Origin of the sequence: Paenibacillus sp. HWE-109 (genome assembly GCF_022163125.1) — a bacterium.
Taxonomy (GTDB): domain Bacteria; phylum Bacillota; class Bacilli; order Paenibacillales; family NBRC-103111; genus Paenibacillus_E.
In genome coordinates this window covers 6,224,185-6,240,787 of the sequence record NZ_CP091881.1, presented here as the reverse complement: position 1 = coordinate 6,240,787, position 16,603 = coordinate 6,224,185, and the positions used below count along the sequence as shown (strand labels likewise).

The 16,603-nt window shown below is 47.6% G+C and carries 13 protein-coding genes; 10 read left to right on the top strand and 3 right to left on the bottom strand.

Annotated elements, in window-relative coordinates; all coding sequences use genetic code 11:
• Positions 1-5: 5 nt before the first annotated feature.
• Positions 6-911 carry an ArsR/SmtB family transcription factor gene (locus LOZ80_RS26640; protein ID WP_238167498.1) on the bottom strand — a complete coding sequence of 302 codons (906 nt, stop codon included), beginning with the start codon at positions 909-911 and terminating at the stop codon, positions 6-8.
• Between the two features lie 172 nt (positions 912-1,083).
• On the opposite strand from LOZ80_RS26640, the gene arfA reads away from it, so the two are divergent.
• The 10 genes from arfA (at position 1,084) to LOZ80_RS26590 (ending at position 14,676) form a co-directional block, all read left to right on the top strand.
• Positions 1,084-2,595 carry an arabinosylfuranosidase ArfA gene (gene arfA, locus LOZ80_RS26635; protein ID WP_238167497.1) on the top strand — a complete coding sequence of 504 codons (1,512 nt, stop codon included), beginning with the start codon at positions 1,084-1,086 and terminating at the stop codon, positions 2,593-2,595.
• Positions 2,596-3,192: 597 nt separating this feature from the next.
• Positions 3,193-3,519, top strand: a complete 327-nt coding sequence (locus LOZ80_RS26630; RefSeq protein ID WP_283214709.1) for a c-type cytochrome — start codon at positions 3,193-3,195, stop codon at positions 3,517-3,519.
• 97 nt (positions 3,520-3,616) lie between these two features.
• Entirely contained in the window at positions 3,617-5,647 is a 2,031-nt protein-coding gene (locus tag LOZ80_RS26625) for an LTA synthase family protein (protein WP_238167496.1), read from the top strand.
• Between the two features lie 166 nt (positions 5,648-5,813).
• Entirely contained in the window at positions 5,814-6,590 is a 777-nt protein-coding gene (locus LOZ80_RS26620; protein WP_238167495.1) for an ABC transporter permease, read from the top strand.
• Entirely contained in the window at positions 6,587-7,378 is a 792-nt protein-coding gene (locus LOZ80_RS26615; RefSeq protein WP_238167494.1) for an ABC transporter permease, read from the top strand. Before LOZ80_RS26620 ends, LOZ80_RS26615 begins: the two co-directional genes overlap by 4 nt.
• Positions 7,379-7,396: 18 nt before the next feature.
• The gene (locus tag LOZ80_RS26610) at positions 7,397-8,368 is read left to right on the top strand and encodes an ABC transporter ATP-binding protein (protein ID WP_238167493.1); all 972 of its coding nucleotides are present in this window, start codon (positions 7,397-7,399) and stop codon (positions 8,366-8,368) included.
• Positions 8,369-8,384: 16 nt separating this feature from the next.
• The gene (gene helD / locus LOZ80_RS26605; RefSeq protein WP_283214708.1) at positions 8,385-10,679 is read left to right on the top strand and encodes an RNA polymerase recycling motor HelD; all 2,295 of its coding nucleotides are present in this window, start codon (positions 8,385-8,387) and stop codon (positions 10,677-10,679) included.
• 306 nt (positions 10,680-10,985) lie between these two features.
• Positions 10,986-12,080 (top strand): endospore germination permease, encoded by a 1,095-nt coding sequence (locus LOZ80_RS26600; protein WP_238167491.1) that lies wholly within the window; start codon positions 10,986-10,988, stop codon positions 12,078-12,080.
• Positions 12,077-13,519, top strand: coding sequence for a spore germination protein (locus LOZ80_RS26595; protein WP_238167490.1), 1,443 nt, complete (start codon positions 12,077-12,079; stop codon positions 13,517-13,519). The genes LOZ80_RS26600 and LOZ80_RS26595 overlap by 4 nt, the downstream gene beginning before the upstream one ends.
• Positions 13,516-14,676, top strand: coding sequence for a Ger(x)C family spore germination protein (locus LOZ80_RS26590; RefSeq protein ID WP_238167489.1), 1,161 nt, complete (start codon positions 13,516-13,518; stop codon positions 14,674-14,676). The genes LOZ80_RS26595 and LOZ80_RS26590 overlap by 4 nt, the downstream gene beginning before the upstream one ends.
• A gap of 55 nt (positions 14,677-14,731) precedes the next feature.
• On the opposite strand, the gene LOZ80_RS26585 is transcribed toward LOZ80_RS26590, so the two are convergent.
• Both LOZ80_RS26585 and LOZ80_RS26580 read right to left on the bottom strand, forming a co-directional pair.
• Positions 14,732-15,517, bottom strand: coding sequence for an IucA/IucC family C-terminal-domain containing protein (locus LOZ80_RS26585; RefSeq protein WP_238173125.1), 786 nt, complete (start codon positions 15,515-15,517; stop codon positions 14,732-14,734).
• An 18-nt stretch (positions 15,518-15,535) separates the two neighbouring features.
• The gene (locus tag LOZ80_RS26580; RefSeq protein ID WP_238167488.1) at positions 15,536-16,531 is read right to left on the bottom strand and encodes an ABC transporter substrate-binding protein; all 996 of its coding nucleotides are present in this window, start codon (positions 16,529-16,531) and stop codon (positions 15,536-15,538) included.
• Positions 16,532-16,603 lie beyond the last annotated feature (72 nt).

The following is a 16,603-nucleotide window of genomic DNA, read 5'->3' as shown; positions in this document are numbered from 1 at the left end:
TCGCCTTACCTGCGGTACGTGCGGAACATAATATCCCGGTTGTAGTTGCCGAAGCCTTCCCCGTACAAGGTCAATCCTCCGACATGCTCGGCAGTCACCGGCACTTCAAGGCGCAGTGTCCACTCGTTGCGGGACATGCGAATATCCTTGATCGTGACTGGCGATAGCGGCTGTCCGTCCAGGAATGTCCCTTGCTCGGTGATCCGAATCACCTTCAGCCAGCCGTACTGGTTGATGGAATCCGCCCACCACGCAGGGGTGAGTTGACCGCGGCCTTGTCCCGAGTCGCCGGGACTTGTCCAGAAGCCAAGCAGGGTGTCATTCACATAGAAGTGAATGTCAGAGGGCCAGTTCTCGGAGATACCTGGAGCTTCGGAGCCGATTTCCAAGGAGATTTCGATTTCCTCCAACGTCTGGCTAGGCAGCACATAATTAGGAATGCGATACTCCACGAAGCCGCTGCCGAACCAGAGAATTTTGGCATGCATGCGCTCAGGCTCGAAGAAAAAGCGTGGATCATCGTATTGGCCGATGACGTGCTCAGCGGTTGCCAGCCCGCAGGTTGGCTGAATGTCAAAGCGAGTATAGTGGCCGATGGGGATAGACACTTCGTCGAAGGCCCGCTTCTGTTCAATAAACTGTGGGAGTGCAATGTTGATATTGCTTACCGCTAAGGTACACATTTTGTGTGTGCCGCCTTGTTTGCGGACGAGTTCGGTATGAATGAGTCCGCCATTTTCCAACTTTTTCACATGCATCGTAAGGATTGCGCTGCTGAGGCCCAAGGTTTGGGCCAAGTCTTTCACATTCATTTGTTTCTCACCAAGCAGATCAAGTATCCTGAGCCTCACGTCGCTAGCCAATGCTTCATAGAGCGGCAGCCATTTGTGGTCTGTTGTTGCGTGGATCATCGTCAAAACTCCTCATCCTTAGAATTATACTAATTAATGAAAATATTAATTCAAATTCGAGCAAATGAAAAGCTTGAATTTGAACTTTTTTTATTGTTTAATAGAAATTAATAACGTAATAATTTCATTAACCAATTTATATTTTTATTAATTATACGATGGGGTGAAAGCAATGTCTATCCAAGCAAGCATGATTATTGACAAAGATTTTGTTATCGGTGAAGTGGATTCTCGAATTTATGGCTCTTTTATCGAGCATTTGGGACGCGCCGTGTATGGAGGGATTTACGAGCCAGGCCATCCACAAGCGGATGAGCAAGGCTTTCGTGCCGATGTCCTGGAATTGGTGAAAGGTCTGGATGTGCCGATTGTTCGTTATCCAGGGGGCAATTTCGTATCTGGTTACAACTGGGAAGACGGCATTGGGCCGATCGAGCAGAGGAAGAAGAGGCTTGACCTGGCATGGCGTACGATCGAGCCTAACTTGATAGGGCTGAACGAATTCATGGATTGGTGCCGGAAAGCGAATACCGACGCGATGATGGCTGTTAATCTGGGAACTCGCGGGCCGGACGAAGCCAGAGATATCATCGAGTATGCCAATATAACAGGCGGCACTTACTGGAGCGACTTGCGGATTTCTCATGGATATAAAGTACCGCATAACATCAAAACATGGTGTCTAGGCAATGAGATGGACGGCCCTTGGCAGACGGGCAGCAAAACTGCTGTAGAATATGGCCGGACAGCATGTGAAACAGCCAAAGTGATGAAATGGGTCGATCCGTCCATTGAGCTTGTAGCCTGTGGCAGTTCCAGCTTAACAATGGCAACATTCCCGGAATGGGAAGCGACTGTTCTGGATCATACCTATGATCACGTCGATTACATTTCCTTGCACCAATATTATGGCAATCGGGATAAAAATACAGCGAATTTCCTGGCCCAATCGATGGGGATGGATAGTTTTATTCATACGGTGATTTCGACAGCCGATTACATTCAAGCGAAGAAGCGCGGGAAGAAGAAGATCAACCTTTCCTTCGACGAATGGAATGTGTGGTATCACTCCAATGAAGCCGACAGCAAGATCGAGCCATGGTCTATCGCGCCGCCACAGCTGGAAGATATTTATAATCATGAAGATGCGCTCTTGGTGGGCTGTATGCTAATCTCGATGTTGAAGCGTGCGGATCGTGTGAAAATGGCCTGTTTGGCACAGCTCGTCAATGTTATCGCGCCAATCATGACAGCCAATGGCGGAGCAGCCTGGAAGCAAACAATTTATTATCCTTACATGCATGCAAGTGTGTTCGGGCGCGGAACCGTTCTAGTTCCTTTGATTAAATCATCCAAGTACGATGCCAAAGACTACACGGATGTCCCTCATCTGGAAGCTGTAGCTGTTCATCATGAGGAGAAATCCGAAGTGACGATCTTCGCTGTGAACCGTCATTTGGAGGAAGCGCTCCCGCTGGAATTGGATCTGCGCAGTTTCGGAGGCTGCCGTGTCATTGAACATATCGTGCTTGAGAATGACGATTTGAAAGCTGCGAATACAATAGATGCACAAGATCGTGTGAAGCCTCATACAGGCGGCAATGCGACTGTTTCGGCAAATGGTCAAATTCAAAGCACACTCGGCAAAGCCTCATGGAATGTTATCCGCTTAAAATTGGTTTAAACGTATAGAAATAAGACATGGTCAGAGCCGCGGCTCTGCCGTGTCTTATTTTTGTTCAAGTTCAAGGTGAGAGTTGCTGATAGGTAGAGTAGCTATTTGGCTAGCGATGCGGCAGCACGCTTAGAGCGAGGGAACGTTGAGTTGCCCCTCTCAAAATCAATTGGTCTTTGCCAACGAACTGTATGATGCTTATTGACGCGAAAACGGCTTCTTTGACTATCTAACGAATTGAATTGGCCTTATGAAGCAATATATAGTCGGAATGGTGATCATTTACCTGAAATAACGCTACTTGAATTCGTTATCTTTTTTAATTTAACGATTTTGGTCAAATAAGGGTTATTGAGTTCGTAAGGGTCTTCGCTCAAGCCCATTGGCCTTTTGGGGCAGTCAATTTTTTCCAAATGCCTGATCCGATAAATCGTTTCATAAAACAACATAATAAGGACAAGAATCAGTGAAGAAAACGGGCATATAGCGCTCCCATGCGTAAGTTCACGATACCGATGAATAAGATGTATAAGCTGTGAATTCCTTTATTTTTCAATCTGCGCTCTGGTATGATGAGAGAAATACATGATTGAGGGGTTCGCGCATATGACGATGAGATGGATGCTTGGTTTGCTAGTTTTGGTTCTCAGTTTATCCGCTTGCGGGAGCAAGCCTAGTAAACCGAATGACACACAGGTGGCAGCAGTAAAAGCTGATGGTCCCAAGATTTATCAAAATTTCTGCATTTCTTGTCACGGTAATCAACTACAGGGCGCACAAGGGCCGAATATTCAAAAAGTCGGTGAACGATTAACAGAAGAAGAGATCATTAAACGCATTCAAAAAGGCGGCGGCGGAATGCCTCCATTCCAAGTTGCACTCAAAGAGGATGAGTTAAAGGCGCTTGCAGCCTGGTTGGCAGATTTAAAATAATGGTAAAATATGTAAGTTTAAGCTTCCTTTAAGGTGGGCTACATATTTTCTTCACAATTCGTGTATACAATTAGGGGCAAGAGGAGAGTGATGTAAGATGCACTTGAATTTGAAGCCCCGGAACCGTCTTCCGAAAAGAACGAAGAAGACGAGACCAGCCCGTCTGGGAGCGACGATTTCGTTTTTGCTGTTCATGATTGGTTTGCCTTTAATATCCGTAGCAGGTATGGAGCTCTTGGAACGCGGCTCTTTCACAAATACAATCCAATGGATCATGTCTAACCAAGCTTTTTACTTCTTAAATGTGGGACTGTCTTTCTGTTTATTGGCTTTGGTATTTTCTTTCGTAGGGTCTTTGGCAATTTCAGGGTCAATTACGACGCTGCTGCTCGGGCTTATGGCTTTAATTTCGTATATGAAGGTGAAAATGATTGGGGAGCCTTTCTTCCCATGGGACATATTGCTCAATAAAGAAAGTATGGATATCGCTTCACTCGTTACGGGGAAAGCCGCATTGCTGCGAATCGGCGCCGTGGCGTTGGCCGTGATCGTTGTTCTGCTGCTTCGTTGGGTTTTACCGCGCGTCACCTTGCCGGTGATTAGTCGAATCGGTTTGGGGTTGTTTTCGCTCTATGCCTTGTACGCGTTCGGGGTGAAGACACCGCTTGCTGGTAAAATACTTGATCACGCAGGAGTCAACGAGATTGTGTGGAATCAGCAAGAAAACTACGCCAATAACGGTTTAGCGCTGGCTTTTACACTGAATGTCAAAAACTCCATCGTTCCTAAGCCCGAAACGTATAGCGATCAGTCGATCGCAGCAGTAGCTGCAAGTTTGGAACAACCAACAGGAAGCGTGCAAAAAGCGTCCAAAGCTTCCATCAGTGCGGACTCCTTGAACGGGAAGAAGCCGAATGTTATCTTCGTTATGAGCGAAGCGTTCTGGGACCCGACTTTGTTGCCAAACGTCAAGTTTAGCGAAGATCCGCTTCCAACGATCCATCGGTTGCAAAAAGAGTCCACTTCAGGTTACCTGCTGTCTCCACAATTCGGGGGCGGTACCAGCAACGTAGAATTTGAAGTTTTGACTGGCAATTCCATGAGTTTGCTGCCTGGCGGATCCATTCCATACCAACAATATGTCTCTAAGCCAGTGCCGAGTTTGGCAAGTTACTTTGCTGAGCAAGGCTACAAAAGCATGGGGATTCACTCTTACGAGGGTTGGTTCTGGAATCGGAATACGGTGTATAAGGATCTGGGATTCCAGTCTTTCAAGAGCAGTGAGCATTTCGAGAATCCTGAGACCAAAGGGTACTTTATTTCGGATGCAGAGGTTGCCAGATCGATTATTGATGAAGTAGATAAAACGCCAGATCCGATGTTTATTTATACGGTCACGATGCAGAATCATGGCCCCTATGATGATCCGCGATACGGTGAAAATCAATTTAAAGCAGAGGGCAACCTGACGCCTGCAGCCAAAAGCATTCTGGAAACCTACACGCAAGGCGCACATGATGCCGACCAAAGCTTGCAAATGCTGATTGATCATTACAAGGATTCCAGCGAGCCAACGATGATTGTCTTCTATGGGGATCATTTGCCAATGCTTGGACTGGATTATCAAGTTTATAAAGAGGCAGGATTTATTCAAAGCAGCAATCCCAGCGAGTGGTCGCTGGAAGAAGTGAAGAAGATGCACAGTATCCCGCTCGTCATGTGGTCGAATTTTGATCAGCCGAAGCAAGATATTCCGCTGCTAAGCGATTCTTTCTTGGGCGCACATGTGCTGGATATGCTGCAAATGACGAAGCCGGCGAACTTTGCTTTGAATGCCCAGTTGGCTGCCCAAGTGCCAGGTTTGTTGAGTAATCTGGTAGTGGACGCCGATCAGAGTCTTCATACCAAAGTTCCTGATTCTACGAAGTCCTTGTTGGAGGACTATAGGAATGTCCAATACGACTTGCTCTTCGGCAAGCAGTATCTGGCCTCCTATATCGATCACGAATATTTGTCGAAGTCGGTTCAAGCCAGCTATAATGCGGAGTTCAACGACCCCGATTCTGCGCTGCGAGCCGAAGGTGGAAGCAGTACGCCCTCGGAAGCCAAACCTGTGAGTGCACAGTAGTGAAGTCCCTGTTTCGTTGTCGTGTGCGACGAAATAGGGATTTTTTGCGTGCGAAAAATAATCATTGCTATTGTGAGGGGGATTTTGGTAATATAGAACTCCTGTCTCTACGCAGCGGCTGCAAGGAAACATCCATGATTGCCTGTAAAAACGGAGGAGGTGTTTTATGCTTTTCGCGGTTTTGGCGCGCAAGGCGTATGCAAGGAATTTGCAGTATCGCGGTTCACATCTGCTGCATAACGCAGTGAGTGCGGTATTCGGTTTTATTTATGCCAGCATTTGGACGGGACTGGGCAGTGATGCTTCACTAGGTCAGTATGGCGCCAAAGGAATTGTTGGATATATTGCCTTTAATCAAGCGATTCTGTGGATTACGCAGTTCACAACAAAAGGGCTCGGGCTTGAACAATCTGTGCGAACGGGTCAAATCGCTATCGATCTCATGAGGCCCGTACACCTGTTCTATCAGACGATGAGTCGAGAATGGGGCCAAATCTATTATCAATTTCTCTACAAATTTATCCCGATTTATGCCCTCTATTATTTCATCTTCTCTTTACAGCTTCCCAAGCAAGTTCTCGTTTATGGCTGGACAGTCGTTGCTCTGATCTTGGCCGCCTATATCTCCATTTGCATGAATTATTTGATTGGTGTTGCCGCTCTCTGGACCACGGAGTCCCGTTGGTTTTACTGGGTGAATTATTCTTTCAGCATGCTGCTGTCCGGCTTTTTCATTCCGCTGGAATGGCTGCCATCCTGGCTTCGCACGATCAGCTTTTATACACCATATCCGTATTTGCTCTATTACCCGACTCGTATTTATTTACAGCTTGAACATGGAACCGTTGTGCTCGGCGCTCTTTCTTGGAGCATCGGGTTTACTTGCGTCTGTTTGGCCGTTACCCAAGGTGTACGCAGGAAATTGGAGGTGCAGGGCGGATGATCTCGGTCAAACTGTATATGCTCCTCATCAAGGCGAGTTTGCGCAGCCGAATGCAGTATAAATTTAATTTCTTTTTCTCAACGGCCATGGCCTCTTGTGTGCATATCTGCGAGTTTCTGATGGTTGCGCTGGTCATGATGCGTTTTGGCAATATCAAGGGGTGGACTCTGTATGAAGTTTGCTACTTATATGGGGTCATGATGATCTCCCGGGCGATTTACCGCACGCTGGCGTCGGATGTGCATCATCTGGAAAAGTATCTCGTTTCAGGGGACCTGGATGCGCTGTTAATCCGACCGGTTCCTGTTTTGCTGGCTTTAATGACCCAGAATTCACAGCTCTTAATTGCCGAAATCGGGCAGGGACTGATTCTTCTCTACATTGCGATACAGGCTCTCCTAGCAAGCGGTCAGATAGGTTGGGTTGTGATTCCATTAACGGGGTTAATGATCATCTCGGGTGCGATTATTTTATTCGCCATCGGACTGGCGACAGCGGCTGCGGGCTTCTGGCTGACGCGCATTGAATCGCTGCAGAATATGACCGAGGACGCGTCGCAAACAGCTGCCAGGTATCCGTTATCCCTCTATCCCAAATGGCTGCAGGGCGCGTTATTGCTGGTGGTTCCGGTTGGCTTCGTCAATTATATCCCGACGTTGTATGTTTTAAGACACCAAGGCGGCATCGGCATGCTGCTCGGTACGGCGGCGGTGGCCGCGGCTTCCCTGTGGCTTGCGATTCGGTTCTGGAAGTTGGGATTATCCCGCTATCAAAGCACAGGCAGTTAAGGAGGGGAGGCGTGTACTATGATAACCGTTAAACACTTACGTAAAACTTTTCAGACCCCGCTGGTGAAAGAAGGCAAGTTTGCAGGCCTAAGAACGCTGTTCTCACGAGCCTATAGAGAGAAAGAAGCTGTGCGCGATGTCAGCTTCGAGATTGAATCTGGCGAGTTCGTCGGGTATATTGGACCTAATGGTGCCGGGAAGTCGACGACGATCAAAATGTTAACCGGCATCCTGCATCCGACTTCGGGCGAGGTGCTGATTCACGGATATAGTCCGCAAAAACATCGCAGACGCGTCGTAGCCCAGCTCGGTGTTGTGTTTGGCCAGAGAAGCCAGCTATGGTGGGATTTGCCTGTGAAGGATTCCTACGAGATTCTGACGGCGATGTACCGGGTAGAAGAGAGCGTTGCCCGCCGCCGATTAGGGGAATTAACCGAACTGCTTGAGCTGAAGGAGCTGCTGGATACGCCTGTTCGCAAACTTTCGCTTGGTCAGCGAATGCGAGCTGATCTGGCCGCTTCCATGCTGCATGATCCGGATATTCTGTTTCTGGATGAGCCTACGATTGGCTTGGATGTCGTGGCCAAACGGAATATTCGGGGATTTCTTCATACATTGAATCGCGAATTTGGCAAAACAATTCTGTTGACCACCCATGACATGGATGACATCGAGCAGCTATGCAAAAGGGTCATCGTGATTAATCACGGTCAAATCGGGTATGATGGTTCCATTCAGGAATTGCGCAACCGCATCGGGCTGCCTACGATGATGAAAGTGACTTATCGAGGCGAAATTCAGGTGCCTGCAAGTTGGGAACTACCCTTTCAAATTGTAGAGCAAGAGGCGAATAGGCTGACCATTGCCTGCAACCGGCAGGAGCTTAAGGCCATGGATGTTCTGCGAATCGTTAGCAATTGGGGCGAAATGGATGATGTACATATGGAAGAGCCTGAGTTCGAAGAGGTCATCCATGGCGTATATAAATAGTCAGGAGTGAATTCTTATGGCGATAGAAAAGGAAGTACGGGAGAAGGAAGCGCAGCGCGTTGCATCCGTACGGGCCCATATCCAACAGCGAATTATTGAATTGGGGGAGACGGTGGATCAGCGCCGCTCCGAGGCGACGGCGATTGGCCGCAGCTTCTGGGACGATATATCGGTCAATGCCGACAATGATGATGATCTGATCGAGACAGCGGCGAGTATGGCCCAGCAGGAGCACGTCTTGCAGGGGCAAGAGCGCAGCTACCGCTTAGCGCAGGATGCGCTGCGGAAGCTGCAGCGCGTCGTGGATGCGCCATACTTCAGCCGCATCGACTTCAAGGAGCGCGGCGAGCAAGAGCGCGAGAAGATATACATTGGGTTGACCTCTCTCATCGATGCCAAAACGGATGAAATACTGATCTATGACTGGCGTGCGCCTATTGCGAGTTTGTTTTATGACTATCCGCCGGGTCCTGCGACGTATCGGACGCCGGAAATGGATGTCAGTGGTGAGCTGATGCTCAAGCGCCAATACATTATCAAAGCCGGCGTTCTGCAGGATGTGTTCGATACGGGGATCTCTATCGGAGACGAGATGCTTCAGCAGATGCTCAGCCGCAGCGCGGATGAGAAGATGCACAGTATCGTCACGACGATTCAGCGTGAGCAGAACCAGATCATTCGCGATGATCGGCACAAGGTGTTGGTCGTGCAAGGGGCTGCCGGCAGTGGTAAAACCTCTGTCGCCTTGCAGCGCATCGCGTATTTGCTCTACAAATACCGGACGACGCTCAGCGCGGATAATATGATATTGTTCTCGCCGAACTCGCTGTTCAGCGACTACGTTTCGCACGTTCTTCCAGAACTGGGCGAAGCGACGATGCAGCAGACGACATTTCAGGACTATTTAACCCATAAATTAAGTGATACGGGCTTGCAGCTCGAAGATCCGTACGATCAGTTGGAGTTTGTCCTGACAGGAACGGAGCAGGATCCCGCTTATGCTACGCGCTTGCAAAGTATCCAGTACAAAACATCAGCCGCTTTCCTCGGCGTAATTGAAGCCTATGGCGAGAAGTTCAAACAGGGAGGGCTTCGCTTTCTTGATCTATCCGTAGGCAAGAAGGTATTAATTACAGCGGAAGAACTGAACGAACGTTTCTACGCGAAGGATTCTATCCTAGCCATAGGGGAACGGATGGAGCAGCTATCCGAATGGATGCTGGAGAAGCTGGATGCGATCCAAGCTGATGCGCAGAAACGGTTCTACCGGAAAATGGTGCGCGAACCCAAATATCTGGGCACCGAACCGGAAATGAAAAAGATGAGCAAGATCAAAGCTCACAAAGCTATTGGGCCGCTCAAAGAAAAAGCGCGAAAGCTTGCTTATGTCGATGTCCTTGGCATGTACAAGGATCTATACACGGATACAGAGCTGCATCAGGAGCTTATGAAGCAATCAGGGCAGGTATTGCCTGCTGAGTGGGAAGCGATCAGCGCTTTCACATCCGCAGCGCTGGCTGAGGGGACGCTGCACTATGAGGATGCGACTCCGCTTGTCTACCTGAAGGGGCTTGTGGAGGGCCAGCTGCGCGTTGGCACCATCCGGTATTGCCTTGTGGACGAAGCGCAGGACTACTCGCCGTTTCACTATGCCTACTTGAAGAAGCTATTCCCCCGAGCACGCTTTACGCTGCTCGGCGATTGGAATCAAGGGATCTTCACGCACGCGAATGCTCAGGCGAGCGCTGCGGAAGGCAAGAGCGAATACAGCTCGATCAGCGAGCTGATGAAGGAAGAGGAGACGGAGACGATCCGTCTCGTCAAGAGCTACCGCTCCACGCGCGAAATCGTCGATTTCGCAAGCAGCGTGCTGCCGGGCGGCGAGCCGATCGAGCCGTTCAGCCGCAGCGGCGATTCCCCGCGCCTGCGGCGCGCGGCGGATGAGACCGAGCTGAGCCGCCTCGTGGCGGAGGCGGCTCGTGTCCGGCGCGATGGCGGCGCAAGCTCCATTTCGATCATCTGCAAGACCGAGCGCGAGACGAAGTCCGCGCACGCCCTGCTCAAGCCGCTGCTGCCGGGCCTCGCGCGGATTACCAAAGAGACGCTGCACTATGAAGCAGGCGTCATGATTTTACCGGCGTACCTCGCCAAAGGGCTCGAGTTCGACGCTGTTATTCTCTACGACGCCGGAGCGGCCGTCTACGCGGAGGCGAAGGAGCGCAAGCTGTTTTACACGGCTTGCACGCGTGCGCTGCATCATCTAGATGTGTTCTACCAAGGCGAATTAACCCCTTTTCTTCCGATCAACTAGACATACGTCCATACCCATCTGCCCTGCCCGACATAGGATGTATCAGGTAACAACCTAGATCAATGAAGCGGGCAGGAAGGAGGAGTCGCCATGTCAGGAGTTGGATACTCAAGTACAGCCATTGTACTGGTACTGTATATTCTGTTGGTTATCATTCTTGCAACGTTCTAACTGATATTCGAAGAGGCTGTCTCGACAGGTTGAATAAACCTGAAGAGCGGCCTCTTTTTTGTGCATAAATCAAACTGTATTAGATAACCATACAAATAAAAGTTTCCACCTACTACCAAAGCAGGAGAAAAGCTCATGTCCGGAACTCGGAAAATTACCGCATTGCAATTGTATTTTGTCTTAATTCTGTCGATCAGCATCACCAATCATGTCTTATTAATACCAGTATTGCTGCATTACGGTAAGCGTGATTCCTGGTTGGGCGCCTCTCTCGCCATGATCCCTACATTGATATGGATTATTCTCCTCTATGTTGTGATTAAAAGGTCCAAACAACAAAACATGATGGTATGGATGAAACAAAGGTATGGGAAAGTGGTTGTATTCCTGCTTAAGGTAGTCGTTATAGTGATTGCCGTGGCACATGCTTCAGTCACTTTGCGGGATATGGTCACCTGGACGAATATCTCCTACTTGCCCAGGACCCCGCCTATCATGATTGGACTGGCTTTTCTCATTTTTTGTTTTTTTGCTGCTCGTGAAGGGATGAGGGCTGTTGCCATTACTTCGGGTATTTTACTGCCTGGCGTAGTTCTTCTAGGCTTTTTTGTGATGGGAGCTAATTTTCAATACAAAGACTACAGATTGATTATGCCGTTATTTACCCATGGCTACGCTCCGACCATTAAAACAATGCTGCTCACTTGCGGCTCTTCTTTCGAACTGATAAGTATTGTGTTTTTACAGCACCATGCTGAAACGAGAATTCGGCTGCGTGCTTTATTAATTCTGGGCATTATTATTGTTGGACTTACCGTAGGGCCACTGATGGGAGCCATTGCGATATTTGGACCTTTTGAGGCGGCTGATCTAAGATATCCTGCCTTCGAGCAGTGGCGCATGGTGACACTTGGGAAATATATTTCTCATCTGGACTTTCTATCTATTTTCCAATGGATATCAGGGGCTTGCATCCGCATGTGCATGTTGATGTTCCTGAGTGTGGATGTGATGGGTATTCCCAAAAAGAGCACCCGCACATGGGTTCTTCTTGGGTTAAGTCTGTTTTTTATAGTGGTTTGTATACTGCCATTTACCGACAATGAGATGGTGATGTTTATCCAGGATTGGTATTATCCTATGATGCTTGTGATCGGTGTAGGCTTGCTGCTTGTCCTGCTTGTGTTAACCATCTTGCCTGTGCGACGAAAGGAGAAGGCGACCAAATGAATGAGCACGATTTGCGAGAAATGTTTGCCTCGTCGGCTGATGTCATGATCAAGTCTTACCAGCTATCCGATACGGATGCTGTTATCCTGATGTACTGTGACGGCATGATCAACAGGGATCACATTGAAAATCTGGTTTTACCCAAGCTTCAAGGCTTGATTAGTCAAAAGCTAAGGGGACAAGCAGCCAGATTAGATGTAAATACATTGTTGCAATTAGTAGAAATCACAGGATCAAACGCGATAGATGATATGACGGTTTCTATGTATGCCGGTTCGCTTATCATTTTATTTGAAGAAACGCAGATGATGTACGCTATAGATATTTCTGAGGCTCCTAACCGATCTCCAGAAGAGTCCAATACGGAAACTTCTATCCGTGGTCCGCGCGATGGTTTCACGGAAAGCATAACGACGAATATCGCTTTGATACGCAAACGCTTATTAACGCGGAGCTTGTGCTGTGAGAAGACCCACATCGGGGTAAGAAGCAAGACGACAGTCGCTTTGCTATACATTGATGATATCATTAATCCGGATGTGCTCAGTGAAGCCAGAAAGCGGCTGAGCAACATCAATGTGGATGCTTTGATTAGCAGTACACAATTGGAAGAAGCGATGTCTGGCTATAAATTCACATTGTTTCCTCTGCTCGACTATGCGGGAAGACCTGATTCTGTAGCGGATAGTCTGCTTCGCGGAAGATTTGCTGTCATCGTAGATGGATCTCCCATGGTGTTGATAGCCCCTGCCAACCTCCTGTTTATTTTGAAATCTCCTGAGGATGTGCACTCTACGTTTTTATTTGTGGCATTTGAGCGTATTTTGCGCTTGGGAGGGCTTGTCGTAGCGATGTTATTACCTGGTTTTTGGATTTCCTTATCTGTGTTTAACTTAGACCAAATTCCCTATTCCCTTGTTGCGACCATTGCATCCTCCAGACTTGGCTTACCGTTGTCAGGTCCGATGGATTTTATTATCATGCTGCTGTTGTTCGAACTGTTTCGTGAGGCCGGAGCGAGGCTGCCTAAAGTCGTTGGACAGACGGTTACGGTTGTTGGCGGACTTATCGTCGGTGATGCTGCGATTCGCTCCGGAATTACGAGCCCCACAACCTTGGTCATCACCTCCATTTCGACCATCTCAATGTATACGTTGGTGAATCAGTCCCTTGCGGGGACCGTGACGATATTACGGCTGCTGATTCTGGTCGAATCGACCATTTTTGGCATTTATGGCTATATGGTGGCTCTGATTGGACTGATTCTTTATTTATCAACATTAGAATCTTTTGGCGTGCCTTATCTATCGCCTTTATCGCCGCCGATGTATCGGGATTTAGTTCCAGCTATTTTGGCCAAGCCATTTTACAGAATGAAGCGGAGACCGGATGCGCTGCACACGCAGGATGACACACGGCAAAATGAGGATTCCCCATGAAGATGAAAGGAATAGGAAAGCTTGCCATTGGTTGCGTGCTTCTTGTAAGCCTGACTGGCTGCTGGGATATGAAAACCATCCAAGATACGAATTATTTGACAGCCTTAGGCTTCGATTATCAAAAAGGGAAATATATCATGTATGGTCAAATGTTTGACTTCGCAAGCGTAGCGAAACAGGAGGGAGGGAAATCTGGACAGCCACCGATGATATGGGTTGGACGTGAGGAGGGAGATACGGTTAGCGAGGCATTCAATCGCTTGTACAAAACGACCCAGCAGCGCGTTTTTTGGGGGCATGTCAATGCCTACCTTTTTTCGAAGGAAGCTTTGAAGCAAGGGATAGGTAAATTTACCGACGGATCGGTGAGATTCGGTGAAACACGATTTACGCAATGGATCTACAGCACAGATGAGCCGATTGAAGATGTTTTATCGGTTATCCCCTTCTTTAATACGTCGCCAATGTCCTCCATTATGATGCAGCCCGTAGAGAATTATCGTCAACGTTCCGTTATTCGACCTTATAAATTGTATAGAGCTGCTGCTTTGTTAAGGGAACCCGGATATACCCTCATGATGCCCTCCTTGGCCATTCGCAAAGATGTTTGGTTAAAGAATGATAAACCGGATTCTAAATTAGAGGTGAATGGTGTCTATGCCTTGGGTAAAAAAGGTCAGGTGGACTGGCTGTCCGAAGATCAGTTCATAGGTGGAAGATGGTTGGAAAAAAGCACGGCACGCACGCCGCTAGTCGTTTATATGGACGGAAAGGCGGTTCAAACGGTTTCTATTTTAAAGCCAAATGCTCATATTAAACCGCGTAAAGAGGATCCGCTTACCTTCGATATCGCTATGAAATGCAAGGTTGTTATTGCCGAAGTGATTGAAAAGGTTGATGAACAAGCCTTGCAGAAGCAAATTGACAAAGAAATTGCCGATGAGATCACTTATACGTTTGAACTAGGGAAGAAGAAGAAGATAGATGTCTATCAACTAGAGCATGTGTTATATCGACAAGATTTCCCTGAGTGGGCTAAGGTGACGGCCAATGGGGAGAAACTTTTTGAATCGTATCAACTGGGAGATATCCAAGTGAAGACGGAGATCGTTCATTCGGGGATGTTGAAGAATACAGGCAAGCCTCCGCAGTATTGACATTTTCTCGTTCAAACACGTTAGAAATCTTGTTGGAACGAGAAAAGGAGTGAAGTTAACAACGAGCCTTTGCCCTGAGCAAGGCTCGATCGTTTTCTTTTAATCTTGGGCAAGTGTAACAGTAGCCAAACGCGGCATCCAGCAGATAAGCCAGGCAGCATGCCGTTTTTATTTTGACCATTTGATTAGGGTGTGTAAGGCTTTCAATGAATTTCGGTTTACGTTCAAACGGATTTCTAAGCAGTCCGAATGCTTGGGCATCGACATGATGAGTGAGGAGTTGGAACTCATGAAGGAGACGGGTCTTGCAGGATTCTTCCGTAATTTGTATTAATTCATCGTCGATATGGGCGTAGACCGCATTGACGATTTGTCCCCATAATTGATTGGCGTTTGTTTGGGTAAGCCGGGATAAAGCAACGATCAAAGGGCGTACTTCGTTACTATAGTAGGAATGGAGCATTCGTACATACCAAGCATCATGGTCATCCCGATCTGGCATCGTAATCCATCTTACCTCATTGATTTTAAATGAAAACGAAGAGTAGGGAGAATTGTCATGCAGCTGAATGGTTAAATTCGATAATGATACATCTAGGATCGCTCCATGATCGTGAAACAACATGTCCTGCATCGCTGCACAGACGCTGCCATACCAACTGCAGAAGAATGCAGCAGCTATGGCACGCTCACTGGTCTTGATGAGAGGGCTATACATGTCGATCAAGCGGAGCGCATGCTCATCTTGAAAGAGATGGATAGCCGGCATCGAAAGCAAAAGATTTGAAGGTTCATGCAACGTTAGGAAAAACTTCTCTTCCAGTTCATTGAAGTCTACCATGCTCACTGCAGGCCCCCATTATTTAGCGTTCTTATTAAATGCGCGAAGCACGTCGTCAACAGCATTGCTGTCCGCCAGTGGAGACATTCCCAAGCTGAACCATTCCTTGCCTCCCATGATGTAAACGTGGTTGTTCTTCACTGCGGTCATATTCTTCCATAAAGAACTTTCCAACAGGGCTTTATATCTCTTCTGAACCTCATCGCTGGATTCATCATCAAGCTGCAGAATGATATGATCGGGGTTAAAATCAGGTATTTTTTCCAATGAAATGGATACACTCTGTTCACTCTGCGGGAAGTCTTTAACCGGCTTCAAGCCTAACTCTTTGTGAATGAAACTGCCTCGATCGATATTCTCTCCGTAAACAACTAGTTCCTTCGCCATAATCATCATATACATCACCGTTTCGTTTCCAACAAGAGCATGAAGCTTTTCTTTAGCGTCCACTTCTTTGTTCTGTAAATCTTGAATAACCTTCTCAGCCAGTGTCTTTTTACCGAGAACCTCGCCAATATCCTTTAATTCATCACGCCAATTATCTCTCTGTGGCAAAAGGACGGTGGGTGCGATTTTGGACAACTGCTCATAATCTTTGTCGGACCACCAAGTAGGCGCAATAATGAGGTCAGGCTCAGTGGCTAGAATAGCTTCGAAATTAGGCGTTTGGGCAAGACCCGTCTTCACGGTATACTTGAAAGGTTCTTTTAAATAGGACGGAAACTCCGGGTGATAGTTTTGAACAGCAATAGGTGTAACACCGAGTGCATACAGAAATTCAGGATACACGACAGAGAGTCCAATGACCTTCTTCGGTTCGTCTGGAATCTTGACGTCGCCCTTTGAACTTTTTACTACACGCTGCTTATCAGTTACGACTTTAGTAGTTTGATTGGAGGCAGCAGGGGAGGAACTTACCTGATTTGGCTCCGTTTTTGTAGCTGCACAAGCCGTGCTTGCTAGTAGAAACAATATGCTGGCGATTCCCGCTATCCATTGTATACTGCGTTTCATTTTTCCCGATACTCCTCATAAAAGTTGAATTTGTCAATGAAGATCAACATTAATACTGATTATCATTATCAC

Coding starts and splice junctions, on each gene's coding strand:
- LOZ80_RS26595 (WP_238167490.1), top strand. CDS start 12,077: ATGAATGAGCACGATTTGCGAGAAATGTTTGCCTCGTCGGCTGATGTC.
- LOZ80_RS26620 (WP_238167495.1), top strand. CDS start 5,814: ATGCTTTTCGCGGTTTTGGCGCGCAAGGCGTATGCAAGGAATTTGCAG.
- LOZ80_RS26640 (WP_238167498.1), bottom strand. CDS start 911: ATGATCCACGCAACAACAGACCACAAATGGCTGCCGCTCTATGAAGCA.
- arfA (WP_238167497.1), top strand. CDS start 1,084: ATGTCTATCCAAGCAAGCATGATTATTGACAAAGATTTTGTTATCGGT.
- LOZ80_RS26590 (WP_238167489.1), top strand. CDS start 13,516: ATGAAGATGAAAGGAATAGGAAAGCTTGCCATTGGTTGCGTGCTTCTT.
- LOZ80_RS26610 (WP_238167493.1), top strand. CDS start 7,397: ATGATAACCGTTAAACACTTACGTAAAACTTTTCAGACCCCGCTGGTG.
- LOZ80_RS26580 (WP_238167488.1), bottom strand. CDS start 16,531: ATGAAACGCAGTATACAATGGATAGCGGGAATCGCCAGCATATTGTTT.
- LOZ80_RS26630 (WP_283214709.1), top strand. CDS start 3,193: ATGACGATGAGATGGATGCTTGGTTTGCTAGTTTTGGTTCTCAGTTTA.
- LOZ80_RS26600 (WP_238167491.1), top strand. CDS start 10,986: ATGTCCGGAACTCGGAAAATTACCGCATTGCAATTGTATTTTGTCTTA.
- LOZ80_RS26585 (WP_238173125.1), bottom strand. CDS start 15,517: ATGGTAGACTTCAATGAACTGGAAGAGAAGTTTTTCCTAACGTTGCAT.
- helD (WP_283214708.1), top strand. CDS start 8,385: ATGGCGATAGAAAAGGAAGTACGGGAGAAGGAAGCGCAGCGCGTTGCA.
- LOZ80_RS26615 (WP_238167494.1), top strand. CDS start 6,587: ATGATCTCGGTCAAACTGTATATGCTCCTCATCAAGGCGAGTTTGCGC.
- LOZ80_RS26625 (WP_238167496.1), top strand. CDS start 3,617: ATGCACTTGAATTTGAAGCCCCGGAACCGTCTTCCGAAAAGAACGAAG.